The following is a 25,352-nucleotide window of genomic DNA, read 5'->3' as shown; positions in this document are numbered from 1 at the left end:
CCGAATCGTCGGGGTACAAGCATTATGCTTGTGGAGCTTCTTCAGTACTAGCAGCAGCGCCGCCACCAAGTTTCTCAGCGTAAGCATTCAAGCATCTTGCAAGTGCAGAGCCAGAAGCCAATAGCGTACTAAGGAACATAGCGCGTAGCTGGTCTTTGCCTGGAAGTGTCGCCAAGAATTTAATCTTAGCATCATCCAAAGCTGCACCATCCATAACACCGGACTTAATTTGCAGAACTTCTACGTCCTTAGCAAAATCAGCCAATGTTTTTGCAGTCGCGTTCACCTCACCGTAAGAGAATACGATGGCGTTAGTACCTTTCATTGAATTAGCAAATGCTGTTTCAATAGCTGGGTGATCTTTGAACGCTCTTTTTGCAAGAGTGTTGCGGACAACTTTCATCTCAGAATCAGCAGCATTCAATTTTTTACGCAAGTTAGTTACTTGCTCAACCTTGATGCCTTTGAAGTCGACGATGAAAGCTCCTTTAGCTTTACCGAACTTTTCAGTGATAAGCTTAATCTCTTGCTCTTTATCTGCGCGAGTGATCATAAGTGAGCCTCCTTTCATTAGACTTTTTGCCCTTCTTGCGAAGGGGCCTGTGCGAATCAGGTCGGTTTGGAGGTCGCATTGGTGAATCCAGAAAATCTGAATCCATTTTAGAAAACCTTTTTGCCTTATCTCGGTAGGCCCCTCGCAAATGAGGGATTAAATCCACTAAAAGAAACCTACTGTCTCTGATCGCAATAAAACTTAAAAACTAATACAGAATAACCAACAAAAAAACAAGGCCCTGATCGAAATCAGAGCCTAATTATTTACTAGTTAGCACCAGTTGCAGCTGCCGCCGCATTTGGTTCGATCTTAATGCCAGGACCCATAGTGGATGCCACAGCGATAGATCTTAGGTAGATCCCTTTGGAAGATGCTGGTTTTGCCTTAACGATAGCTCCCAACAAAGTCATGAAGTTATCTTTAAGTTTAGCATCGCCCATGGATTTCTTACCGATACCAGCATGTACGATACCTGCTTTATCAACGCGGAAATCCAACTTACCTTTTTTCTCGGCAGTAACGGCTTCACCAACGTTCATAGTTACAGTACCGATTTTTGGATTCGGCATCAAACCACGAGGCCCCAGGATCTTAGCAACTTTAGAAACAGTCGCCATCATGTCTGGAGTCGCGATACATTTATCAAAGTCCAACCAACCTTCTTGGATTTTAGCCACAAGGTCGTCTGCACCAACGAAGTCAGCGCCAGCCGCTTTCGCTTCAGCTTCTTTCGGGCCTTTTGCGAAAACAACAACTTTAACTTCTTTGCCCAGACCGTGAGGAAGAGCAATCGCTCCGCGCACTTGTTGGTCAGATTGCTTAGGGTCGATACCCAAGCGCAAAGCTACGTCGATAGATTCATCAAATTTCGCTGGAGCTGCCTCAACAACGAGTTTGAATGCTTCATCAACAGTGTATTTTTTTGCAGAATCAACTTTTTTAGCGACTGCTGCGAATTTCTTACCTGCCATTTTTACCACCCTTACGCGATGTCGATGCCCATGCTCTTAGCTGTACCAGCAACTTGTGACATTGCAGATTCAACTTTCAAGCAGTTCAAGTCAGGCAATTTCGTTGTAGCGATTTGCTTGATTTGATCGTTATTGATTTTGCCAACTTTGTCTTTCTGAGGCTGTTTGGAACCGGATTCCAGTTTCAACGCCTTTTTGATCAAAGAAGACACCGGTGGTGTTTTTGTGATGAAAGTAAACGATCTGTCTTGGTAAACAGTGATGATGATAGGGATGATGCTATCACCCAACGCTTGTGTACGAGCGTTGAACTGCTTACAGAATTCCATGATGTTTACCCCGTGCTGTCCAAGTGCCGGTCCAACGGGAGGAGCTGGATTAGCTTTCCCTGCCGGTATTTGCAGCTTGATCATTCCTGTAACTTTTTTTGCCATGACCCACTCCTGCAAGAGGTTGTGTTAATTTAATTCCAAAGACCGCCCCATGCGGCTTCGGATTATGGTTTTTCTACTTGAATGTAGTCCAACTCTACTGGAGTCGGACGACCGAAGATGCTCACAAGAACTTTAAGCTTCGCTTTGTCCTCGTTGATCTCTTCTACAGTTCCCTGGAAGTTAGAGAATGGACCGTCAATAACAGTCACGTTCTCACCAACAGCGAACTTCACTTTCGGTCTTGGTTTTTCAGCAACGCCAGCCATCTGCTGGGTCACGCGAAGAACCTCTGCCTCCGGAACTTCCGGAGGACGAGTTTTAGTACCGCCCACGAAGCCAGTGACTTTAGACGAATTACGTACCAAATGCCAAGTCTCATCATTCAAAAACATCTGAACGAAGATATAACCCGGGAAAAATTTACGTGATTTGGTCTGTTTTTGACCTTTTACCAGCTCCACTACGCTTTCCGCAGGGATCAGGATGTCACCAAAGAACTCTTCCATTTTGGAAGACTTGATTTTCTCTTCAATGGCTTTTTTTGCTGTATTTTCACAGCTCGTCTGAACGTTAACAATGTACCATTTTTTTTCCATGGTTCCGTCCTTACTTCATGAGGTAGTTAATAAAGAAGCCAGAGATCAAGTCGAAAGAACTGATGATAACACTGGAAATAACAACCATCACCACGCACGCAATAGTCATTGCAGTTGTGTCTTTACGGGTTGGCCATACAATCTTACGAATCTCAGAAACCACTTCTTCGCCCCAAGCGTGAACGCGTGGGTTGAATTGCAAGGCAGCGAAGAGAGCAAAGCCCGTCAACACTGGCAAACCATGGCGAACCATATCAGAATCAGCAGCACGAGCCACAATACCGAATGCGCCAGCGAATGCTTTAATAAGAAGAGACACAGTCAAACCGACCAAGATACCTGCAAGTGCAAAGCTGATAGTCAAAATCTTAGAGTTCGCCTTTTCCATTGTTCCTCATCCTAAAGTTATGGAGTCAAAATTGGCAGGGGCGGAGGGATTCGAACCCACGACCTAACGATTTGGAGTCGTTCGCTCTACCGCTGGAGCTACACCCCTGCACTTTTTCCTAATGACAATCGACCCGACCACCGGATCGCTTCTCATTAGGAAAAACCTTGTCCAGAATTGCAAAAAATAAACTTCTTTTAGAAGCTCTATTTGCATTGCCAAGAAACACCGAGGGGGACTCTTTTGTCAAGAAGTCCCCCGGGTGATTAATACTTAGCTTACGCCGCGTTATTACTCAAGGATTTCAGTAACAACACCAGCTCCAACTGTACGACCGCCTTCACGGATCGCGAAGCGAAGCTCTTTTTCCATAGCGATAGGAGCGATAAGTTCAACAGAAACTTCGATCTTATCACCAGGCATAACCATCTCAGTACCAGCTTTCAAAGTACAAACGCCAGTAACGTCTGTAGTACGGAAGTAGAACTGTGGACGGTAACCGTTGAAGAATGGAGTGTGACGTCCGCCTTCTTCTTTAGTCAGGATGTACGCTTCAGCTTTGAACTTTTTGTGTGGTTTAACTGTACCTGGCTTAACAAGTACTTGGCCACGTTCAACGTCTTCTTTTTTAGTACCACGAAGAAGAACACCGCAGTTGTCCCCTGCTTGACCTTCATCAAGAAGTTTACGGAACATTTCGATACCAGTAACAGTAGTTTTTTGAGTTGGACGGATACCAACGATTTCTACCTCGTCACCAACTTTAACGATACCACGCTCTACACGGCCAGTAACAACTGTACCACGACCAGAGATAGAGAATACGTCCTCTACTGGCATCAAGAAAGTTTTATCAACGGCGCGAACTGGTTCTGGGATGTAAGCATCACAAGCAGCCATAAGAGCCATGATAGCTGGACGACCGATTTCAGAAGTATCGCCTTCCAAAGCTTTCAAAGCAGAACCTTTTACTACTGGGATATCATCGCCAGGGAATTCGTACTTGGAAAGAAGCTCACGAACTTCAAGCTCAACAAGCTCAAGAAGTTCTTTATCGTCAACCATGTCAACTTTATTCATGAACACAACTAGAGCAGGAACACCTACTTGACGTGCAAGAAGGATGTGCTCACGAGTTTGTGGCATAGGACCGTCAGCAGAAGAAACTACCAAGATAGCTCCGTCCATTTGAGCGGCACCAGTGATCATGTTTTTTACGTAGTCGGCGTGACCCGGGCAATCAACGTGAGCGTAGTGACGGTTGTCAGTTTCGTACTCAACGTGAGTTGTAGAGATCGTGATACCACGAGCTTTTTCTTCTGGAGACTTATCGATTTGATCGTAAGCCATAGCTTGCGCTTTACCAGCTGCTGCAAGAGTAGTAGTGATAGCAGCAGTCAAAGTTGTTTTACCATGGTCGACGTGACCGATTGTGCCGATATTTACGTGCGGCTTCGTGCGTGTAAATTTCTCTTTAGACATTATTCCTCCTGCAGAGATTTTTTTATTTTATCTAAAACCAAAAAATAAAATTAAAAGCCAATTAAGTGGAGCCCATGATCGGAGCCGAACCGACGACCTCACCCTTACCAAGGGTGTGCTCTACCACTGAGCTACATGGGCATGTGTTCTGAAGTTTGGAGCGGGAAACGGGTCTCGAACCCGCAACCCTCTGCTTGGAAGGCAGATACTCTAGCCAATTGAGCTATTCCCGCCCTATCAGAACGCCCGAAGAGGACTTCTCCCCTTCTTTCAAACTTTTCCGGGAAAACATTCATAAATGGTGGGCAGGGAAGGATTCGAACCTTCGTAGACATAAGCCAACGGATTTACAGTCCGTCCCCTTTAGCCACTCGGGCACCTACCCACTTGTGAATGCTTACCCAGAAAAATTTGGAGCTGGTTATGGGACTCGAACCCGCAACCTGCTGATTACAAATCAGCTGCTCTACCAATTGAGCTAAACCAGCCTTACTGAGATAACCGACATGTTTTACGGAGAAAAACAGTGTCCGTCAAAGATAATTATTCGCCAGATTACGATTTTTTTCGATTTCCGTGCGCCGCGTGCTGCCTTAAGGTCTCCGTTAACGCCATTGCCGTTGCGACCGATGCGTTATAACTCGCCGAAGAGCTAGCTTGCGGGATGACGACCAATTCATCACAAAGTCTTTCGGTTGTCACTCTCATTCCTTTATCTTCGGAACCAATTGCCCAAACAACTTTGTCCGGCAGGTCCAAATCAAAGATCGAGCGCTTTCCACGTGGACTTAAACCGTAAATCCAATAGCCTTGTTTCTTAAGTTCTTCTGCATAGTTAGCAAAATTCGTAGTCTCTTCAACAGGAACGTGCTCTACCCCACCGCAAGCCACTTTATGCACCGTGGGAGTCAAGCCCACTGCGCGATCTTCCGGAATCAAAACACCTTGCGCACCCACCAACCAGGAGGTTCTGAGAATCGCTCCTAAATTGTGAGGATCTTCGATGCCATCCAAAATCAGCATGATGGATTTATCCAGATTTTCTAGACCAGCCAGATCCAATTCCGGGGCGCCATCAACAAAAATAGCAGCACCTTGCTGAGACGGTCCGAACTTTTCCAAAACCTGTTCAGACTTCACATCGACTTTGATGCGTAACTTTTGAGCACGATCGTTCATTTCGCGCAGATCGCCGGAATTTTCCCAGCCCTGACGAAGCCAGAAGCCTTTCACCTGCGACGGACGCACGCTCAAAACTTCATTGATCGCATGTGTGCCAATCACCACACGCCAGTCACGAGGAATATAATCCGCGCGCGGCTGGGAATTCTGCTGTTGTTGAGAATGAGGACGGCCGCCCCCACCACGTCCGTGCTGTGGACGTTGAGAGGATGAGTTTCTGCCAGAGGGACGAGAGTTATTTTTCTTCATATACAGCCATCACAAAATCAGTTGCTGCTTCCTTCACATTGGAAGCTTCCAGAATAGGGCGACCCACAACCAAAGCGGAAGCTCCTTTACGAAGCGCCTCTTTCGGTCCCATGATACGTTTTTGATCGCCGGAATCCTGCATACTAAAGCGAATTCCCGGAGTGACAAGGTAAAGATCACGGTTTTGTAAAAGGTCTAATTCATGCGGGGAACAAACCACGCTGGAAAGTCCCGCGGCCTTCACCAAAGAAGCCAGATCCGTCACGTGCCGGGCGATCGGCTGATCTTTCATATTTCCCGGCACAGAGTTCTGATCCCAGGACGTCAGAATCGTCACAGCCAAAACCTTAAACGGCCGCTGCTGATTCAGTTCTTTTTCCACTGCGGCCATGCGCTGCAAAGCCTCCCCGCCGCTCAGCGCATGCACCGTCACCAGCGATGCCCCGGCCTCAAAACTGGCGCGAACCGCAGCCTCCATCGTGGAGGGAATATCAAAGTGCTTGTTATCCAGAAAAATCGGCCCGCGCTGGGCCAGTTCTTTCACAAACTCCATTCCATAACGCAGACACAAACGTGGCCCCAGCTTGAAGCCCCCCACAATTTCCGACAAATCATCGGCAATTTTCAGGGCCTGATCACGGGTGTCCACGTCCAAGGCCAAAATAATAGGGTTTTTCATCGGATGCGCGCGTAAGTTTTTTTTCATGGAGTCTCCTGGAATGCCTTCAGGGGTCCTTCGGATTCTATGTAAAAATTATGCCGAGGGCATCAAAGATTGTCTTTCACAGCCCGCGTTAGTAGGTTGCGCCCGTTAACACGATTTAAAAACCTCAAAAGGAGAATACATGAAAGCTCTTCTTATCGCTTTGGCATTCGTTTGTGCTGCTTCTTCCGCTCACGCTTCTTTGTCCTGTGGTCAGCTTGTTTCTTACAAAACAAAATTGGCTAACGAAATGAACTGGATCAGAGAAAAAATGAGACAAACAAGAAACTCTGACAAACTTGAGCTTTACATGGATCAGTACGAAGAGCTTTATGCTCGTTACCAGAACGTGGATAAAGCAATCAAAAGCGATTGCCAATAGTCTCGGAAGAAAAAGGCCGCCATACACAGCGGCCTTTTTTTTATTTTGTCCTCTGACATGACATCAAAGCCCCTGGTTTGAACTTCCCCCCGAACCGTCTTCTAATAGGCAGATGGAAAACACCATCCGTCACTTTCATTCCTTTGATGCCGCCACCGACCACCTGCTTTCGCACCTGGGCAGCGAAATTCGTGTGGCCACGCCGCTGGGCCTGGGAAAACCCAATCAGCTGATCAACTCCCTTTATGCCCGCATCAAAGATTCCCCGGAAAGACATCTGCATCTATACACGGCTTTGTCATTAGATCCGCCTTCCGGCTCCAGTGACCTGGAAAAGCGCTTTTTAACGCCCTTTACGGAACGACACTTCGGTCTGAATTATCCGCGCTTTTCGTACTTGCATGACATCCACAATAATCAACTGCCCGAGAACGTGCGCATCCACGAATTCTATTTCCAGGCCGGACAAGCCCTAAAAAGCACCCTGTCCCAGCAGGATTACGTCAGCCTGAACTATACTCATGTAGCGCCCTATATTCTAAGTCAAAAGATTGATGTCATCCTGCAAATGGTGGCAAAAAAAACCGATGCCAGCGGAAATACCCGTTATAGTCTTAGCTGCAATCCTGATCTGACCCTGGACGTTGCCGATCTTTACAAAAAGCACGGACTGGCTTTGCATATCGTGGCCGTGGTGCACCCGGGCCTACCCTTTGTCGGCGAGGATGCCGAGGTTGGGGAGGATTTTTTCTCCGTAATCGTCGAGGACAGTTCCATTTACAAAAAACTTTTTGCCCTGCCGCGAACGCCTGTGGATGCGACTGATTTTATGATCGGATTTTTAGCCAGTCACTTGCTGGAGGATGACGGCACTTTACAAATCGGTATTGGCGCCCTGTCTGATGCACTGGTGTATTCAACCTGTCTGCGCCACCAGCAGAACTCTGTCTTTTTGAAGCTCTCCGAACAAATCCTGGCTCAGCGTCGCCCCGCCACTGAACTGGAACTTTTTAAAGGCCCTTTTCAAGCCGGACTGTACGGCACCAGTGAAATGGTCATGGACGGCTTTATGCACCTGCGCCGCGCCGGTATTTTAAAACGCGAAGTGCAGGAGCCTCTGAGTAAAAAGAAACGCTATCTGCATGGCGCCTTCTTTCTGGGGTCAGAGGAGCTTTATAAATGGCTTCGCGAATTGTCTGACGAGGACTACACCGGACTGAACATGACCCGGGTTTCCATCGTCAATGATCTTTATGACTACAACGAGTTTGCCCTGCGACGCCAGCGGCGCAAGGCCCGTTTCTTTAACACCTGCATGAACATCACCCTTTTAGGTGGCGCCGCTTCGGACACTTTGGAAAATGGCTCTGTCGTCAGTGGTGTCGGCGGACAGTATAATTTCGTCGCCATGGCCCACGAACTTGACGGGGCAGCCTCTGTCTTGATGTTGCGAAGCACGCGCTGGCACAAAGGACAACGCAGTTCCAATATCGTCTGGGGCCATGATCAACTGACCATTCCCCGACACCTGCGCGATATTGTGATCACAGAATACGGGATTGCCTACTTGCGCGGCAAAACGGACGAGGATGTGATTCGCGAACTTTTGAATATCACGGACTCGGAATTTCAAGAGGATTTAAAACAACAGGCCCAGAAGGCCGGAAAACTTCACAAAGACTATCAGATCCCGCCGTGGGCCCGTCACAATAATCCTGAAATATTGGCTCAGCAATGCCAGCAGGCCGGGTTTGACCGGCATTTCCCCGCTTTCCCCTTTGGCAGTGATTTTACTTTGTCAGAAGAAAAGCTGGCATTGGCTTTGGGTCACCTGAACACCGAAATGAACATCTCGGCATGGCGCCTTTTGCCGCTGCTGCGACAAGGGCTAAGTGGCCGGCAAAATTTCACTGAGTGCCTGGAAAGAATGGAGCTTTTACGCCCCGGAAATCCCAAAGAGTGGCTGTACCGCACTTTGCTTACCGGAGCCTTGCACAGAACTTCCAAGCGGCTTACTTCGTCTTTTTCTGAAGAACAACGTTAATGTCCTGAGCCAGATCCTGAAAGTAATCGTTTTCACGCAGATGGATTTCGACTGAATCCAGATTTTCATCCGCCATGCGTTTCACTGTGCGTTTGATATTAAACAGCGGCCCGACAATTCTGCGGGTCATGCGGTTGAAATACCAGAAACCCACCACCAGACCGATTAAAACCGGAATCAGCTGATACACCAGAAATACCGTTTTATAGCGTGCGATAAATTCTGAAACTGACATCAGGGAAAACGCCCCTGTGCCTGCCAGTTCCTGAATTTTTCCAATGAAAAGATACGCGGCGATGATCTGCCCCAGAAAAAGGACGGCCACAAACAGACTGACGTGCATGACCACATCAAACTGCACTTCGCGATTTACTATCAGCTTGCGACGAGGGCGGAATGTTTTCATATCTTACCATTATATCTGATGAAACCGGGCTTTCCGAAGCTATTCCCTGTCTGACAACCCGGAACGTTTCTCTTTGAGAAACGTCCAAAAGTTCATCACCGCAGGTCTTATTGATTCCAGATAAAGCGCGCCACAGCGTCACGGTCAAAGACACAGTGTCCGCCCTGCACCGGCAGCCAGCTTGCAATCACCCCTTGGGTTTTGGCGGCCTTCACGAACTCTGCCGATCCCTCCTGAAAACCAAATTCATCCCTTGTCCCGGTGGAGACCAGATAAACCTGCTTGATGGAAGGATCAAACTTTTTGATTAACTGCAACGGATCATGGTTTTGCCAGTCTTCCGGCGTCTTAAAGAATTCACGGGAAATATCCAGCATCATATTCACACGGGACCGCAGGGCCTTGGTGCGCGCAATATAGCGTTCAATTGCCTCGGGCGGATCAAAAGGCCCCACCGTCGTGATCGCCGGACACATTAAAACCACCTTCAGGAAAATCCCCGGCATCTGTAAAGAAGCCTGGATGGAGTTAAAGCCTCCCATAGATTGCCCCAGCAGCAGACGACGTCCCTTGCCGATGCCACCGATTTGGCTTTCCAGAAAAGGCATCATTTCATCGCGAAACGCCGTGATCAGCGGAAATTCTTCATTGTTCACCAGCAGCCAGATTTCGCCAAAAGAGATGGTGACGATGGTGGGTTTATACCCTTGCGAACTCCATTTCTTTTCAATCCACTGTGTGCCTTGAGTTTGCGTAAACCAGGTTTGGGCATTGCCACCCAAACCATGGAAGAAATAGACAACGTCCTGAGTCTTCGTGCGGTCTGCTGTTTGGATACAGTAATCATAGGAATAACCCGCAGAGATTTCTTTAGTCCCACACGTCTGAGCTGCCTGCCCTTGGGCTGAAACCAATGCGAACGATAGCATTAGGAACCAGATGGCCTTTCTCATGTCTCACCTCCACTTCACTAAGCGTTGCTGAAATGGACGCAAAAGGCAATCTTCTGACGTGTGTTTCGCCAGCTTCCGTGGGCTCTAACACCGGACTTTGGAAATGAACGCCTGCGAAGGACATAAAAAAAGACCGCCTTTAGGGCGGTCTTTTCCATCAACGTCCAGATTCTAAAGAACTTAGAACAAGTTGATATTTGCAGATAGAGCCACGTTGGTTCTGTCGGCTCTGATGTCTTTCGGAGTGAACTGGATATTTGGATACAGGTAGATATCGCGAGTGATGGAGATACCAGTGCCTACAGATTGATACGGTTCGATCTGTACGTTGTCGTTTTCACCCTGATAGCGAGTGAACTGGAAGTAACCAAACACAGTACGGAATGAATAACGATCATTGAAGGAATACTGAAGGAACGGATACAAGCCAAAGCCCAGCTCAGAGCGTTTGTACAGGCCCAAATCCATCATCTTCATCAACTTCGTGTCAGTCACGCTGCTGCCGTAGATAGTCTTACTGATGGTCAGGCTTGTACCACCATTCCATCCGGACTTACCGAAGTTTGCCAGAAAGGTCTGACTGAAGCTGGTCGCACCGAAGATTTTTTCGATGTTTACAGAGTCACTGTCCGTTGCGTGAGAATATTGAAGACTGGAAATCATTTGTGTATCGAAAGCACGGTAGCCACGGCTCCAGCTAACATACGGAGTGGACACCTGATAACGAGCCAGCGAACCATCACGGCCTTTACGCTCATCCTGTGCGGGTTTTGTGACATCGCCATGAAGAGGATCGATGATCGTGATACCTGTACCGAAGCTGATATTGTCACGTTCGCCCGCGCGGTAGTTGATACCCACATCACCGGACAAGGATGTCATGGCTTCCATTGTCGCAGAGGCGCGGTAGTTGGGACGAACACTGTGCAGAGGCTCCTGAATAGAACCACCGGAATAAGCCAGGCTGGATTTAAAAGACCATTTGGATTTGGAACCCAGTTGCGCTCTCATACGGGCATCGGTGATTTCACTGTCGATGTCTTTGTTTTTCTCATCCGCTTTTTTCAGGTCTTCCATTTTAACAGTGCTGGAATTGGTATTCACACTTGTTGTGGAAGAGTTCTGCGCGAACGCTGCAGGGGCCATCAACAACCCTGTTGCCGCCAGTACCAGATATGCATTCTTATTCATCATTATAAACTCCATTGTTAATGAATAGGCCAAAGCTATAGCCCACCCCTTGAATGTGAGTCCATCATTAAATCCCACCCAGAAAAAATGGCCCCTCTGACCAAGATTTAGACACTGTGAAGCTGACCATTTCCCCTCTGAACAACGCCTAAAATCCAATGTTTTTCATTCTGAGTCTCAAGCCACCTGCGAATCTTTGCTGCCTCACTATTTTTGACCAGCAGCACCAGCCCGACCCCCAAATTGAAAGTGCGATACAATTCCTCACGAGGAAGCTCCAGACGTGGCAGTATCTTCTGGAAAATCGGTGCCATTTCGCTCACCCCAGGCCAGCCGGAAATGTCGTAATCAAAGTCTTCGCTGATACGGGGAATATTATGAACCCCGCCCCCGGTTATGTGTGAAGCGCCTTTTAAAGCCTGCGGGAATTCCTTGCGCAGAGCCGTCACCAATTGCACATAAATTCGGGTCGGAGTCAGAAGCTCCTGCATCAGTTCCGTTTCATCCTCTTGCACCAGCTTTCTTAGCAGGGAATATCCGTTAGAGTGAAAGCCTGAAGAAGGAAGACCGATCAGCACATCCCCATCCTCGATCTGTTTTGCGCTGTACATGTCTTCAGGACACATGTCGCCTACACTGAATCCGGCCAGATCATATTCATTTCCGTGATACACGCCCGGCATTTCTGCGGTTTCCCCCCCGATCAGGGCCATTCCCGACTGACGACATCCATCGACCATGCCTGCAATCAGTTCCTCGCTGACTTTGGTGTCGAGCTTTCCAAAAGCCATGTAATCCAGAAAAAACAGAGGTTTTGCGCCGACACAAAGCAGGTCATTCACACACATCGCCACCAGATCAATGCCGATTCCATGATGACGGTTCAGCTTTTGTGCCAGTTTCAATTTTGTTCCCACCCCGTCCGTGCAGGAAGCCAGATATTTTTCTTCATTCAGTTTGTAAACGGCCGCAAAGCCCCCGATCCCCTGTACGACTTGATCATTAAAGGTCGTCGGAACCAAATTCTTAATACGCTCGACAAAGGCATCCGCCTTCGTGATATCAACTCCAGAATCTTTATAATCAACCATAACAATCCCCTTTTTTAGAACTCTGTAACGTGGGTTTTATCCAGGCGGAAGGCGCAGAGAAAACCCACGGTACAGAGTTCTAATGAAGAAAGTGACGGCGTCCTGTAAACATCATCGCCACACCCAACTTGTCGGCCTCGGCAATCACTTCCGCATCTTTCACTGAGCCTCCGGGCTGAATAATATGACGGACTCCCAAACGGGCTGCGACCTGCACTGAATCCGGGAATGGGAAGAATGCATCCGACGCCAACACAACCTCAGAAAGATCCCTGATGCCTTTGTCTTTAAGCCGTGAAGCAATCAGTTTTTCAATGCAGTCCACACGGTTGGTTTGCCCTGAACCCATTGTCAAAAGCTCGAACTCCGGTCCGTCCTGACGGCAAAGTGCAATGGCATTGCTTTTCAGATTTTTCACTGCCAGCATCGCAAAAGCCGCCAGTTTTTCTTTTTCAGCGGACATCGGGGTTGTCGTCACAGTTTTCGCATTTGCAAGATTCCAGGTGTCTGCATCCTGCACCAAAAGACCGCCTTCAATTGCACGCACTTGGGGTTGCCATTGGGGATTTAAAGAGATCTCCATCACACGACAGTTTTTTTTGAGCTTTTCACGGGCGCTTTCATCAAAGCCCGGCGCCAGAATCACTTCCACAAATTTTTCAGCAAAGAAGTTGGCAATTTCGTCTGTGACCCTGGTGTTCAAGGCGATAATACCCCCGAAAGAACTTTTTTCGTCGCCTTTCCAGGCCTTTTCCAACGCGCGCAGAGGAGTTTCAGCAATCGCCAGTCCGCAAGGCGTGTTATGTTTCACAACCACTGCCGCAGGCAATGCCTTATTTCCCTGCCAGGTTTGCACATCCTGCAAAGTCTTTAGGGCGAAGTCCGCATCCAGATAGTTATTGTAGGACATTTCTTTGCCTTGCAGCGATTTGGCGTGGGCAAGGCCTGACTGGAACGGATCTTTTAGAACAAAGGCCTTTTGGTGTGGATTTTCCCCATAGCGCAAAGCCTCCCCGGCCTGCTCGGTCATAAAGCCCGCAATCGCCAGGTCGTAAAAAGCCGTCATGGTGTAAACACTGGCGGCACACTTTTGACGGAATTTCAAAGTGGTCCCACCGTTGTGAGCGCTGAGCTCGTCAATAAATTCCAGATACTGCGAAGGCTGACAAAGAACTGTGACGGAACGGAAGTTTTTGGCTCCGGCACGCAGCAGAGTTGGGCCGCCAATGTCGATGTGTTCAATACATTCAGAAAACGCAGATTGTTTTTTTAAAGTTTCGTGGAAGGGATAAAGATTTACCACCACCAAATCAATGGCTTCAATGCCCAGCTCTTGCGCCTGCTGAACGTCGCTGCTGTCGTCGCGGCGGAAAAGTAATGACGAAGCAATTTCAAAGCTGATGGTCTTCATGCGGCCCTGAAAGGCTTCGCCTTTGCCACTTAGCTTTTCAACCGGTGTCACATTGTGGCCGGCTTCCATCAACATTTTGGCAGTCCCGCCACTGGCGATCAGTTCGACGTTATGTTGGGTCAGGGTTTTGGCAAGCTCCAACAAACCTGTTTTATCGGATACACTGAGCAAAGCTCTACGAATGGATTTCATGATTGGCTCCTTAGATATTCAACAGCACTTTTAAAAAATTCCAAACCGTGTGCCGCCCCCGGCATCGGCAAATGCCAGTCATGCAAGGCCGCCTCCGGATGCGGCATCAAAGCAAACACCAGCCCCGAAGGGTCACAGATCCCGGCAATCCGGGCCTGGGCTCCGTTGACATCTTCGCTGTATTGCAAAGTCACCTGATTATTTGCCAGCAAGCGCCCCAACAATGCCTCGTCCTGACAGACGAAGCGTCCTTCCCCGTGACGAATAGGCAGCGCAAATTGTTTGGGAAGATTTTTAGTCCAGATACATGGGGACTTTTCGTTGTGCTGAACCTCAATCCAGCGATCCACAAAATGCCCCTGTTCATTTTTCACCAAAGCACAGCTTCGTTGAAAATCCGCATCCGGCAAAAGCCCCAGTTTCACCAACGTCTGAAAGCCGTTACAGATCCCCAGCACGGGTTTGGTTTTTACAAATTTTTGCAGTTTGCTTTTCAGATGCAATTCCAGCTTCAACGCCAGCACCTGCCCGCTTCCCAGATGATCCCCGAAAGAAAATCCACCGGGAATCACCAGTGCATGCACCTGCTCCAGTTGTGCCGGGTCCTCCAGCAGATTATTGACGTGAACCTTCAGGGCCTCGGCCCCGGCCAGCTCAATAGCGCGGGCTGTTTCATTTTCGCAGTTGATGCCATCGCCCCATAAAACCAGAAACTTAGGCTTCATAGACATTCAGAACTCCTTTGCTCCAGATTTCGTGCAGTTGATGCAAACTGATGTCGTGTTTTTCCTGCTGGAAGGACCAGGTCATTCGGGGCTCAGGTGTCACCGTCCCCAAATAGCGAGCTTCGGGGAAGTGCGTTTGGAAACTGTCTTTGTTTTTCGCCTGAACACTGACCACGAATACAGAACCCGTTTCGGACCACAGTTCGTTCCACTGCAAGGAATCCAGCTGTAAATCCATTCCCAGATCATTGCCAAATCCAGCTTCGCCCAAAGCCGACATCAGTCCGCCTTCAGAAATATCATGGCAGGATTCCAAGAGCTTTTTCTGATGGGCCTGATAGATTCTTTGATACAAATTCAGATTGCGCGACAGATCCGGATATTCCGGCGTATCTGGTAAAACCGTGAATTCCTGCGCCAACACCGAACCATAAAGACTGGAGGTCAAATTCCCCAGCACATAAATCTGATCACCGGCATTTTGGAAATAGCCCGGCGCGGTCTTATCGGCGTCAGGCACCTGCCCTATGGCAGTGACCAACAAAGTTGGTGGCACAGAAATCTTCACCGTCTCGCCCCCTCGGGTTTTGCCGATGAAATCATTTTTCATGCTGTCTTTACCGCTGACAAAAGGGGCTCTGAAAGTCACAGCGGCTTGATACAGGCCTTCACAGGCTCGCACCAACTGCGCCATTTTATGATGCGCATCACGATTACTGACTTTTTCCAAGGGATCCGGCCAGCAGAAGTTATCGACCAGGGCCATCCTGGCAGGATCGGCTCCTGTTGCGACCAGATTACGAACAGCCTCATCCACGGCTTTTTGCGCCATCAAGTAAGTGTCGTAATAGGAGTATTGCGGGCACAGACCGTTGGAAACTGCGACGGCATTTCCCTGATCCCCGCCATGCACTGACAAATCCAGAACTCCGGCATGATTATACTTACAGCAGGTCTGCTGCTGCCCTTAAGGTTACTTACAAAGAAGGTGTTTCACAATTTTCCAGTCCTTCTTACTTCAAAGTCGCCAATTTGCAGCCGGCCCATCTGAAGGATATCAAAATTGCTTTCATGGAACGCGGCAAATGGCAGCTTGAAGCCACCGTGGATAACGAGGACCCGCAAGCCCGCTACGAATTTCAGGTCAGTAAAAATGACACCTTCACCGAACCCTATGACGCTTTCGTTGGCCCAACACCTTTCCATTCACTGATTGACCAAAGCGGTCAGTTCTTTGTGCGGGTCCGCCGCCTGTACAACAACGATCTGGTGTCTGAATGGTCAGAGATCAAAAATGTGCAGATTCGTCCTCCTCTGACTGCACCGACTTTGAAACTGACTTCCAATGAAGAACAAAGTCAGGGCGTGGTGGCTGCTGAAGTTGCCTGGCTGGCGGATGCCAATTCAGAAAATTTCCTGCTGCGCACATCCCCGGATGCCGACTTCAAAACCTCCAAAATCATCCGTCTTCCCAAAACCAAGCTGAACTATCGCATCAGCGAAAACCTGACTAAAAATCTGCACGTCGCAGTTCAGGCGGAATCTCTGGAGGGCGAAGTCTCCCCTCTTTCAAATGTGATTACGCTAAAACCTTCGGCAGCGACATTAAAAGCTTTGGCGGCTGCCAGTGCCGCCGCCAAGGAAGAAAAGGCCGACAGCTCTGCCCCAACCAGCGCGACAGACTTAAACCTGCTTAGCCCGAACAACAACGCTGTTGCCTATGCCGGAAAACCAATTCGCTTTGAATGGCAGGGCTCTGCACCGGCCTTGGAAATTTCCCCTGTGGCTCAGTTTTCCCAGAACGTTGAAAAGTTCAATACCGCAGGCCTGACAAGTTTTGAAATCACACGAAAAACCACCGGGGCCCTTTACTGGAGACTGATCAGCGCCAATGGCAAGCGCTCTGAAATCCGTCACCTGTCGATTGTGCAGCTTTCTGATATCAATCTTGAAGAAGCACAATTGCGTTTTATTGAACGCGGTCGCTGGGAAGTGTTTGCTAAAATTCGCGGCGCCAAAGCCAATGAAACCTTCAATCTGGAAATCAGTCGCAGTGAAAACTTCAAGTCTGTGACAGGTTCACACAAAGGAACCTTGGCTTCAGGCATTCCCGTATCAGAGCCCGGCCGCTACTTCCTGCGAGCACAAAAAACCTTCTCGGACAAACCGGCCTCCGGCTGGTCCAACACCGTCTCAGCAGAAGTTCGCCCCCCACTGACCGCTCCGGAACTGCTGAAAGAAAAAGAAGAACTGATCAGTCCGATTTTGGTTCGTGTGACCGTTCAATGGAAACCTGTGGCAAATGCCAAGGACTATATGATCGAAGTAAGCGATTCGGCGAAATTCCTGTCTGCAAAAATGAAAATTGCCGTGAACGAATCTCAGTACGCCATAGAACATACCACCAGAGAGCCCAGTTTCGTGCGCGTTCTGGCCCGATCTGCAGAGGGGGAAATGTCCCCGGCCTCTGAAATCTTTAAAATCAAAGGCGTCCTACCCGGCCCGACAGTGGACCGCTTTGAAATCACATTTGCCAACCTTGATGACAAAAAGGATTCAGACAAACTGCATATTCTTTGGAATCACCGCAAGAATGCAAAAAAATATTTCCTGGAAGTTGGCCGTCGCGAAGACCTGAAAGACGCCAAACGACTGGAAACCAAAAATATCGAATTCTTTATGCCGGTCACAGAGGAAGGTTGGTACTACTTCCGCCTGATTCCAAGCTCGGAAAGTCCGGAATTCTTCGATACTCCTTCACAGGTCTATGCCGTTGATTACCGCAAACAGGGCGACTTGCAACCAGCATCTCTTGAGGCTCCGGTTAAGGGTAACAAGTTCAAACGCGGCGATGCCATCCGCTTTGCATGGGGGCAAATTCTTGGCGCCGCCTGGTACGAGCTTGAAGTGGCCAAGAACGCCGACTTCTCTGGCAGCGTGGTCTATAAAGTGGAGGCCCGTGACTACTATCTAAGACAGGGACTTGAACCCGGACGCTGGTATTTCCGCATTCGGGGACGCAGCAGTTCACAAATGTCACCCTGGTCTGAATCCAGCTTCCTTGAAGTGCAATAAAAAAAGAGAGCTCCCAAAAGGAGCTCTCTTTTTTTTGTCTTCATTTTCTATAGCACGATTAAACGACCAATTCGATGATCGCGCGGAAGCCATAACTACCCGCCATCGCACCGATAATATTACGCAAAGACGTTATGTTCTTTCCCTGCGCTCCGATCAACTTACCACGATGTTCCTGCGGTACTGTGATACGATAAATCGTTGTGCGATCGCCCGTGGTGAAACCCACCTCGACCCCCGAAGCCCCGGCAGTCATCTCCCGCACAACTTCACACAACACTCTTGCCATACGAGCCCGAACTTCATCCATCTGATTCTCTGCCACTGCCACCAGCACATCTCCTCCGTCACAGATCTTCATGCTCAATGAAAACTCAAGAAAGAGCAATGCCCTCTCTTGAAGGCACGACTTCAAAGTGTTCACACACACATTTGGCAGAAACACGTTAAAAAAACTTTACCGCTTTTATAAATTTCTTCGTCTTTTGCAAACAAAAAAGCCCTCCGAAGAGGGCTTTTGGTCTTAATAAGATTTTGCGAACAGAACCCATTTTGTGGCGGGCTTGCCAGAGAAGATGCAGTTGCCTTCAACCGGCTCCTGATCCAGCGGCATACAACGCGGGGTCACCTTGAGTTGCGCCAGCAGTTCATGCCCCATCCCAGCTTCACACCATGGCACCTTGGCAAAGCCCGGAGCTGTCGTCTCTCCCCCGGCAAAGTACTTTTCAAATTCCTGAAGGTTGGTGATCTTCTTGATGCTTTCATCGCGCATTTTCTTTGCACGCTCAAACATACCGTCCTGAATCTCCTGCAACAGCGTTCCGATATTTTCCACGAAGGCATCTCTGCCCTGAGAAGCCTTTTCTTTCGGACCACGATCACGACGGCCTACAAAAACCTCACCTTTGGCCATATCGCGAGGACCGACTTCCACACGCACAGGCACACCCTGCTTGATATACTGCCATGCTTTTTCACCACCACGCATATCGCGATCGTCAATTTTCACACGAATTGAAGAACCCACATAATTCTGAGCCTTCAGGTCTTTTTCCAAAGTCTTTACGTATTCCAGAACCTGAGTGCGCTCTTCATCATTGCGATAGATCGGAATGATCACAACATGCAACGGTGCCAGTCTTGGCGGAACCACGAAGCCATTGTCATCACTGTGGGTCATGATCAAGCCACCGATCAGGCGAGTGGAAACACCCCAGGATGTTGTCCAGGCGAACTCTTCCTTGCCTTCAGCACTCAGATACTTGATCTCAGAAGCCTTGGCAAAATTCTGTCCAAGGAAGTGGGATGTTCCCGCTTGTAGGGCTTTACGATCCTGCATCAAGGCTTCAATTGTATATGTATCCACAGCGCCCGGGAATCTTTCGTCCGGTGTTTTCATCCCCTTGATCACAGGCATTGCCATGTAGTTTTCCGCAAAGTCCGCGTAAACATCCAGCATCTGCAAAGTCTCAGCTTGTGCTTCGTTGGCTGTGGCGTGAACAGTATGACCTTCCTGCCACAGGAACTCTGCGGTTCTTAGGAACATGCGCGTACGCATTTCCCATCTCATCACGTTACACCACTGATTCACCAGAATCGGCAGGTCACGGTAAGATTTCACCCATTTTGCAAACTGATGACCGATGATCGTTTCGCTGGTAGGGCGAATGATCAGCGGTTCTTCCAGCTCACCGTCAGGAATAAGCTTACCATTACCGTCGCCTTTCAGACGGTGATGCGTGACCACCGCACATTCTTTGGCGAAACCTTCGACGTGAGCCGCCTCTTTTTCCAGGAAGCTCAAAGGAATCAACAGCGGGAAGTAAGCATTCACGTGGCCGGTGTCCTTGAACATACGGTCCAGCACACCTTGCATGTTTTCCCAAACAGCGTAACCCCAGGGCTTGATCACCATACAACCGCGCACCGGAGAATTTTCCGCCATGTCAGCGGCGATGATCACCTGTTGATACCACTCTGGGTAATTTTGGGAACGTGTCGGGGTAATTGCTGTATCTGCCATTCTTAGTCTCTTTCTTAGTTTTCTTTAGAATCAATTCCGTATGCTTTGATCTTTCTGTGAAGATAACTTCTTTCCAGACCGATCACTTCCGCCGTGCGGGAGATATTGCCGTTGTTTTCGCCGATCTTGCGCAACAGATAGTCTTTTTCAAACTGCGCGCGCGCTTCCCTGAAAGTGGAAAGATCCTGCATCTCAACAGCCTTTTCATCGTCCTTGTCGATCAGACCGGCAAAGCGCAGGTCATGCACATCGACAAAATCACCCGGAGTCAAAATGTAAACACGTTCAATGAAGTTCTTCAACTCACGAACGTTTCCTGGCCATTGGTAGGCCAGCATCTTTTCAATGCCTTTTTCTGAAAACACTTTTTTCGGATAACCGCTTTCGCGGGAAACATTGTCAGAGAAATAAGAGACCAGCACCGGGACATCCTCGGTGTGCTCTCTTAAAGCGGGAACGCGGAAAGGAATCACGTTCAAACGATAGTACAGGTCTTCTCTGAAACGACCCTCCTTAACCTCTTTTTCCAGATCTTTGGAGGACGCCGCGATCACACGCACATCATTTTCAATCATTTCCGTACCGCCAACGCGGCTGTATTTACGGCTGTCCAGATATTGTAACAACTTGCTTTGGGCAGCCTGATTCAGTTCACCAATTTCAGCGATATACAAAGTTCCGCCAAATGCCAGATCCAACTTGCCTTTTTTCGGACGGTCCACGCCGGGCATGGCCCCTTTTTCAATACCGAAGATTTCCGCTTCCTGAAGATCTTCCGGAATGCCTCCGCAGTTGATTTCAACAAATGGACGGCTGGCACGCGTGCTCATGTAGTGAATATTCTGCGCCACCAGTTCTTTGCCGGTGCCCGCTTCACCCTGAATCAAAACCCAGGAATTCGTCGGTGCCACACGCGCAATAATCTGTTTAGTTGCCACGATAGACGGAGCTTCACCGATCAAAGCGATCGATTTACGAAGCTTGTTCAACAGCAATGCTTTTTCTTCCTTTTGCTGTTGGTAGCTTAGGATATTGGAAATCACGATCAGGATTTTATCCATGGACAGCGGCTTTTCAATAAAGTCCCACGCGCCCAGCTTTGTCGCCTTCACGGCTGTTTCAATCGTCCCGTGACCGGAAATCATCACGAATTCCACATGCGGGAATTCCTTACGGGCCAAATTCAAAACTTCAATGCCGTCGTACTTGCCCGGCATCCAGATATCCAAAAACACAATATCCGGCTGCACATCGCGAATCGCCTGGATTCCAGACTCTCCATCATGGGCCAAAGAAATCTGATAGCCCTCATCACGCAAGGATGCAGAAAGCACATCCCGGATCGGAGCTTCATCATCAATAATCAAAATTTTAGTACTTAGTGCCGTCATAACGACCTCTCTTCTTGCTAGGATTCAGATGGCTTCCACGCGCCGACTTCATTCACTGGCATTTCAATGACCATCTTAATGCCTTTAGGCTCATTGGCTGTCGCACGAATGAAACCGTTGTGGTCCTCGATGATCCTTTTCACAATGGCCAATCCTAGCCCAGTTCCGCCCTCTTTTGTAGAGTAGTATGGCTCAAAAATACGACTTCGATCCGCCGCAGGGATGCCCTCCCCGTTGTCGGCCACAGTCATACGGACCGTTTTGATGTCCTTGTCATAGCGAGTGACAATTTTCACGCTGGGCTGTGGCTCTTTTGCAACAGCCGAAACTGAGTTATCGACCAAATTGACCAAAACCCGCTTGATCTGATCAGGATCGAACTTGAAGTCCGGCAAATCCCCGTCCTTCGTGAACTCAAAAGCAATCTGCGGATGAGCCTGACGGTAAAGCCCCAAGGACTCCTCTACAACATTGTTTAGATTAGCCACCACCGGACGGGCCTGTGGCAAACGGGCAAAATTGCTGAATTCATTCACCAGATTTTTAAGCCCATCCACCTGCTTTACAATCATCGTCGTGCATTCGCTAAAAGCCGGATCGGTGATCGACCCACCAAACTTACGCTGCAATCGTTCCGCAGAAAGTTTGATCGGAGTCAGGGGATTTTTAATTTCATGTGCAATACGACGAGCCACTTCGGTCCAGGCCGCCGCCCTTTGTGCATTCACAATCGGAGTCATATCGTCAAAGACCAGAATCTTACCAATGTCCTCGCCTTTTTCATCCTTCAGCATGGACAGCGTTACTTGCAGCGGCACGGCTTCACCCTGAACATTCAGGCGCAGCTCTTTCTGCAAGCTTTCGATCTTGTGATCGTGCATGGTCTTTTGCAGTTCCGCGAAGGTTCTAAAGTATTCCAGGGTCAAAAGATCGCGCACCGAATGCCCGATGAATCTTTCCGGGTCCACTCGCAAAAGCTGAGCCGCATGACGATTGATGGTCGTCACAATACCGGCCTTATCCACCGAAATCACCCCGGCACTGACGTTCTTCAAAACCGTGTCCGTGTAACGCGCGTGCTGATCCAGCTCTTCAAGCGTTCTTTCCAGGGTGACCGTCATGGAATTGAAACTGGTGATCAGGTCGTTGATTTCCTCAGAGCCGGACTTCACTTCCAGCGGAGTATAATCGCCCCCGGCCACCCGACGGGTCGCTCGTCCCAACTGCACAATCGGCACCGACAGCTGTTTGGCCAGATAGAATCCAAACCAGGTTGCCGCCAACAAAATCACGAAAGTCATCAGAACCAGGATGTACAGATAGATCGACTTCAGCGGGTATTCCAATGGATTGATATCGCGGAACTCATCATAGGCGGTCGAGATGTCGTTCATCTTGGAAATCAACGACAGCGGCAGGAAGCTGGATACAACAACAGCACCCTTCTCTGCCCCCTCTTGCACCGGGACAATCACACGCACCAGATTGCCGTCACCGAACTGGTGAATGATACTGGCTTCGGCCTGAAGTTTGATCCCTTTTTGCAGGAACTCCAGCGACACCGCAGGCACGGTGGGAACGTTGTCATCTTCCGCCGACACCACCACGCGTTTTCCGAACAGAGACGGATAGTATTCGACCGCATCCAGACTGAAATCCTTGCGCAGTTGTTCGACTTTTTTCTGGATGTCCTTCTGATTTTTCAGAGGACGGATGGAATCAGAGATTTGATGGGCAAAATGATAGTTCTTTTTCTTCGCATTGAAGTAATAGGCGTTCGTGACTTCGATGGAGCTTTTCAGAACCCCCGCCATCTTCGCACTGAACCACTTGTCGAAGCTGGAATTGATATAAAACACCGAGATGATAAACATCAGCACGGTCGGGATAAAGCTGAATGCCACGAAGGCGGCAATCAGTTTCGCTTTTAGACTGCTGCCGAAAACCTTCCCCTGTCTTTCCACGAAAACCTTCACGACATTGCGGAAGATCATGAACAGCAGAAGCAATAGCAAGATGATATTGAAGTTCACCAGACCAAAGAAGAAGATACTGTGAACAAAGGGAAGCTGCTGACTGGTTGCGAACAGGCGGATCTCAAACCACGTCAGAAGACCAAATAAAAACGACACCACAAGAACCAAAATGATCTCACGGCGTCGCTTTTTAAACTCCTGCGGACCAGGAGGCAGAAACTCATCCTTAAGGGGCGTATTTTCCATAGGCCCCATGCTAGATTACTTTCTTACTTTTTTCTTCTTTTTTTGTGTTTTTGCCGCAGCTTTTGCGGGCTTCTTGGCTGCCTTCGCAGGGGCTTTCTTGGCCAACATCACGGCCGTTTTCATGGCCGCAGGGATTTCCTGCGTCAGACCGATCATTTCCATCACAACCTGAGCCGCTTCCTCCCCTTTATTGCCGTGTTCACCACCGGCACGGGCAAAGGCCTGCTCTTCGTTTTCCGTCGTCAGGACGCCAAAACCAATTGGTTTCTTGTAATCAAGCATAAGACGAGTCACACCATCCGTCACAGAGTTGCAGACATAGTCATAGTGGGACGTGTCGCCACGGATCACCACACCCAAAGCCACCACACCGTCACAACCTGCATCCAGGAATGCCTGACAAGCCAATGGGATTTCAACTGCGCCCGGAACCAGGGCCGCAAAGATCTCGACGTCTTCACAGGACTCCAGATAGCTGATCGCGCCTTCTTCAAGTCTGGAAGTAATTTCCTGATTCCAACGAGCTGTAACAACACCAACTTTGATTTTTCCCATTATTTTGGCCCCTTCAGATTTTCCATTGCGACAATTTCAACGATTTCAATATCAAATGCCTTCAAGCCGACTTTTTTCTCGGGCTTGTTCGTAAGCAGACGGATCTTGTTGGCACCAAGCTCGCGCAAAATCTGCGCCCCGATACCATAATCACGTTCATCCATCAGCGGAGTGGACGGACGCACGTCCTCCATCCCGATCAGCACATTCAGTTCCTGCACCAGACCTGCCGTGCGGTTGTTCCCGCGCAACAACACAAAGGCCCCAGATTCTTCCGCCTGCAGCGCTTTCACGCTTTCCAGAACAGAGGAAGCTCCTCTTTGCACCACTGCCAGGAAGTCGCGAGTGAAGTTATCAACATGCACACGCACCAGCGTTGGATGGTCTTTTTTGATTTCACCTTTTTGAATCACCAGGTGTTCCAGCCCGTCCACTGTGCTGCGGAAAACACGCGCCTGCATGTTTTCACCGAAAGACGCCGGCAACGGAATGCTGGCCAGTTCTTCCACCAAAGTTTCATTCGCCAGACGGTAAGCAATCAGATCCACGATAGTGCCGATTTTAACACCATGCTTTTTCGCGAAGGCACGCAAGTCACCCACACGCGCCATCGTTCCGTCATCGTTCATCACCTCACAGATCACAGCGGCTGGGTTGAGTCCCGCCAAGCGAGCCAGATCCACACTGGCTTCCGTGTGACCGGCACGTTTCAAAACACCACCTTGCTGCGCACGGATCGGGAAGATGTGACCCGGCATGTGAATGTCAGCAGGTTTGGCGTGAGGGTTCGCCGCCACCCGACAGGTCAACGCACGGTCCGCCGCAGAAATCCCGGTAGAGATCCCCTCGGACGCTTCGATGCTGACCATGAACGCTGTTTTGTTGGGCGCAAAGTTCAAGTCATCGCGAACCATCAGCGGCAATTGCAGGCGATCGACCTGTTGGGCCGTCAGGCAAAGACACACCAAACCACGCGCCTCTTTCACCATGAAGTTGATATTCTGAGGCGTGGCGAATTCCGCCGCCAAAATCAGATCGCCTTCGTTTTCACGATCTTCATCATCCACCAGGATGACCATTTTTCCGTTACGAACGTCTTCGATAATTTCAGGGATGGTATTGAATTCCAT

General features: G+C 49.1%; 24 protein-coding genes and 5 tRNA genes. 3 read left to right on the top strand and 26 right to left on the bottom strand.

Annotated elements, in window-relative coordinates:
* Window positions 1–22 precede the first annotated feature (22 nt).
* From rplJ to pyrF, 13 genes are all read right to left on the bottom strand, one after another.
* Window positions 23–553: a 50S ribosomal protein L10 gene (gene rplJ, locus EZJ49_RS16120; RefSeq protein ID WP_262553292.1), complete on the bottom strand. Its 531-nt coding sequence runs from the start codon at window positions 551–553 to the stop codon at window positions 23–25.
* A 269-nt stretch (window positions 554–822) separates the two neighbouring features.
* Window positions 823–1,527, bottom strand: coding sequence for a 50S ribosomal protein L1 (rplA, locus tag EZJ49_RS16115; protein WP_262553291.1), 705 nt, complete (start codon window positions 1,525–1,527; stop codon window positions 823–825).
* 11 nt (window positions 1,528–1,538) lie between these two features.
* Complete coding sequence (rplK, locus tag EZJ49_RS16110) at window positions 1,539–1,961, bottom strand: 50S ribosomal protein L11 (protein WP_038448239.1); 423 nt, start codon at window positions 1,959–1,961, stop codon at window positions 1,539–1,541.
* A 62-nt stretch (window positions 1,962–2,023) separates the two neighbouring features.
* Window positions 2,024–2,557, bottom strand: a complete 534-nt coding sequence (gene nusG / locus EZJ49_RS16105) for a transcription termination/antitermination protein NusG (protein ID WP_262553290.1) — start codon at window positions 2,555–2,557, stop codon at window positions 2,024–2,026.
* A gap of 10 nt (window positions 2,558–2,567) precedes the next feature.
* Entirely contained in the window at window positions 2,568–2,945 is a 378-nt protein-coding gene (gene secE, locus EZJ49_RS16100; RefSeq protein ID WP_262553289.1) for a preprotein translocase subunit SecE, read from the bottom strand.
* Window positions 2,946–2,977: 32 nt separating this feature from the next.
* Window positions 2,978–3,053 (bottom strand) — tRNA-Trp (locus tag EZJ49_RS16095).
* 183 nt (window positions 3,054–3,236) lie between these two features.
* The gene (gene tuf, locus EZJ49_RS16090) at window positions 3,237–4,427 is read right to left on the bottom strand and encodes an elongation factor Tu (RefSeq protein ID WP_262553288.1); all 1,191 of its coding nucleotides are present in this window, start codon (window positions 4,425–4,427) and stop codon (window positions 3,237–3,239) included.
* 66 nt (window positions 4,428–4,493) lie between these two features.
* Window positions 4,494–4,568 (bottom strand) — tRNA-Thr (locus tag EZJ49_RS16085).
* A gap of 15 nt (window positions 4,569–4,583) precedes the next feature.
* A tRNA-Gly gene (locus tag EZJ49_RS16080) sits at window positions 4,584–4,660 on the bottom strand.
* A gap of 66 nt (window positions 4,661–4,726) precedes the next feature.
* Window positions 4,727–4,812, bottom strand: a tRNA-Tyr gene (locus EZJ49_RS16075).
* A 27-nt stretch (window positions 4,813–4,839) separates the two neighbouring features.
* Window positions 4,840–4,915, bottom strand: a tRNA-Thr gene (locus EZJ49_RS16070).
* A 67-nt stretch (window positions 4,916–4,982) separates the two neighbouring features.
* Window positions 4,983–5,858 carry a TrmH family RNA methyltransferase gene (locus tag EZJ49_RS16065; protein WP_262553287.1) on the bottom strand — a complete coding sequence of 292 codons (876 nt, stop codon included), beginning with the start codon at window positions 5,856–5,858 and terminating at the stop codon, window positions 4,983–4,985.
* On the bottom strand, window positions 5,845–6,564 hold the full coding sequence (pyrF, locus tag EZJ49_RS16060) for an orotidine-5'-phosphate decarboxylase (RefSeq protein WP_262553286.1): 720 nt from the start codon (window positions 6,562–6,564) through the stop codon (window positions 5,845–5,847). The genes EZJ49_RS16065 and pyrF overlap by 14 nt, the downstream gene beginning before the upstream one ends.
* A 139-nt stretch (window positions 6,565–6,703) precedes the next feature.
* Here pyrF and EZJ49_RS16055 point away from each other — a divergent pair, with 139 nt between their 5' ends.
* Window positions 6,704–6,943 (top strand): hypothetical protein, encoded by a 240-nt coding sequence (locus tag EZJ49_RS16055; protein ID WP_262553285.1) that lies wholly within the window; start codon window positions 6,704–6,706, stop codon window positions 6,941–6,943.
* A 112-nt stretch (window positions 6,944–7,055) separates the two neighbouring features.
* Window positions 7,056–8,987 (top strand): acetyl-CoA hydrolase/transferase C-terminal domain-containing protein, encoded by a 1,932-nt coding sequence (locus tag EZJ49_RS16050; protein WP_262553284.1) that lies wholly within the window; start codon window positions 7,056–7,058, stop codon window positions 8,985–8,987.
* On the opposite strand, the gene EZJ49_RS16045 is transcribed toward EZJ49_RS16050, so the two are convergent.
* The 7 genes from EZJ49_RS16045 to EZJ49_RS16015 all read right to left on the bottom strand — a co-directional run bounded on the left by EZJ49_RS16045 (window position 8,956) and on the right by EZJ49_RS16015 (window position 15,881).
* Window positions 8,956–9,393, bottom strand: a complete 438-nt coding sequence (locus EZJ49_RS16045) for a HAMP domain-containing protein (RefSeq protein WP_262553283.1) — start codon at window positions 9,391–9,393, stop codon at window positions 8,956–8,958. The genes EZJ49_RS16050 and EZJ49_RS16045 overlap by 32 nt on opposite strands.
* A gap of 107 nt (window positions 9,394–9,500) precedes the next feature.
* Window positions 9,501–10,346: an esterase family protein gene (locus EZJ49_RS16040; protein ID WP_262553282.1), complete on the bottom strand. Its 846-nt coding sequence runs from the start codon at window positions 10,344–10,346 to the stop codon at window positions 9,501–9,503.
* A 180-nt stretch (window positions 10,347–10,526) separates the two neighbouring features.
* Window positions 10,527–11,540 (bottom strand): hypothetical protein, encoded by a 1,014-nt coding sequence (locus EZJ49_RS16035; protein WP_262553281.1) that lies wholly within the window; start codon window positions 11,538–11,540, stop codon window positions 10,527–10,529.
* Between the two features lie 104 nt (window positions 11,541–11,644).
* Window positions 11,645–12,628 (bottom strand): phosphoribosylformylglycinamidine cyclo-ligase, encoded by a 984-nt coding sequence (gene purM, locus EZJ49_RS16030; RefSeq protein WP_262553280.1) that lies wholly within the window; start codon window positions 12,626–12,628, stop codon window positions 11,645–11,647.
* Window positions 12,629–12,707: 79 nt separating this feature from the next.
* Entirely contained in the window at window positions 12,708–14,231 is a 1,524-nt protein-coding gene (purH, locus tag EZJ49_RS16025) for a bifunctional phosphoribosylaminoimidazolecarboxamide formyltransferase/IMP cyclohydrolase (RefSeq protein ID WP_262553279.1), read from the bottom strand.
* Window positions 14,228–14,962, bottom strand: a complete 735-nt coding sequence (locus tag EZJ49_RS16020; protein WP_262553278.1) for a phosphoribosylformylglycinamidine synthase subunit PurQ — start codon at window positions 14,960–14,962, stop codon at window positions 14,228–14,230. The genes purH and EZJ49_RS16020 overlap by 4 nt, the downstream gene beginning before the upstream one ends.
* Window positions 14,946–15,881: an AIR synthase-related protein gene (locus tag EZJ49_RS16015; RefSeq protein ID WP_410468770.1), complete on the bottom strand. Its 936-nt coding sequence runs from the start codon at window positions 15,879–15,881 to the stop codon at window positions 14,946–14,948. Before EZJ49_RS16015 ends, EZJ49_RS16020 begins: the two co-directional genes overlap by 17 nt.
* A gap of 146 nt (window positions 15,882–16,027) precedes the next feature.
* On the opposite strand from EZJ49_RS16015, the gene EZJ49_RS16010 reads away from it, so the two are divergent.
* Complete coding sequence (locus tag EZJ49_RS16010; RefSeq protein WP_262553277.1) at window positions 16,028–18,031, top strand: hypothetical protein; 2,004 nt, start codon at window positions 16,028–16,030, stop codon at window positions 18,029–18,031.
* A 58-nt stretch (window positions 18,032–18,089) separates the two neighbouring features.
* Here EZJ49_RS16010 and EZJ49_RS16005 read toward each other — a convergent pair whose 3' ends face one another.
* From EZJ49_RS16005 to ribB, 6 genes are all read right to left on the bottom strand, one after another.
* A complete protein-coding gene (locus EZJ49_RS16005) occupies window positions 18,090–18,392 on the bottom strand; it encodes a KH domain-containing protein (RefSeq protein WP_262555963.1) in 303 nt (100 codons plus the stop codon).
* Window positions 18,393–18,554: 162 nt separating this feature from the next.
* Window positions 18,555–20,054 (bottom strand): proline--tRNA ligase, encoded by a 1,500-nt coding sequence (gene proS / locus EZJ49_RS16000; RefSeq protein ID WP_262553276.1) that lies wholly within the window; start codon window positions 20,052–20,054, stop codon window positions 18,555–18,557.
* A 14-nt stretch (window positions 20,055–20,068) separates the two neighbouring features.
* The gene (locus EZJ49_RS15995; RefSeq protein ID WP_262553275.1) at window positions 20,069–21,445 is read right to left on the bottom strand and encodes a sigma-54-dependent transcriptional regulator; all 1,377 of its coding nucleotides are present in this window, start codon (window positions 21,443–21,445) and stop codon (window positions 20,069–20,071) included.
* 17 nt (window positions 21,446–21,462) lie between these two features.
* The gene (locus tag EZJ49_RS15990; RefSeq protein ID WP_262553274.1) at window positions 21,463–23,667 is read right to left on the bottom strand and encodes a sensor histidine kinase; all 2,205 of its coding nucleotides are present in this window, start codon (window positions 23,665–23,667) and stop codon (window positions 21,463–21,465) included.
* A gap of 15 nt (window positions 23,668–23,682) precedes the next feature.
* Complete coding sequence (ribH, locus tag EZJ49_RS15985) at window positions 23,683–24,222, bottom strand: 6,7-dimethyl-8-ribityllumazine synthase (RefSeq protein ID WP_262553273.1); 540 nt, start codon at window positions 24,220–24,222, stop codon at window positions 23,683–23,685.
* Window positions 24,222–25,352: a 3,4-dihydroxy-2-butanone-4-phosphate synthase gene (gene ribB / locus EZJ49_RS15980; RefSeq protein ID WP_262553272.1), complete on the bottom strand. Its 1,131-nt coding sequence runs from the start codon at window positions 25,350–25,352 to the stop codon at window positions 24,222–24,224. The genes ribH and ribB overlap by 1 nt, the downstream gene beginning before the upstream one ends.

The organism is Bdellovibrio bacteriovorus, from assembly GCF_025558485.1.
GTDB lineage: Bacteria > Bdellovibrionota > Bdellovibrionia > Bdellovibrionales > Bdellovibrionaceae > Bdellovibrio > Bdellovibrio bacteriovorus_G.
This window is presented reverse-complemented; position numbering and strand designations above follow the sequence as displayed.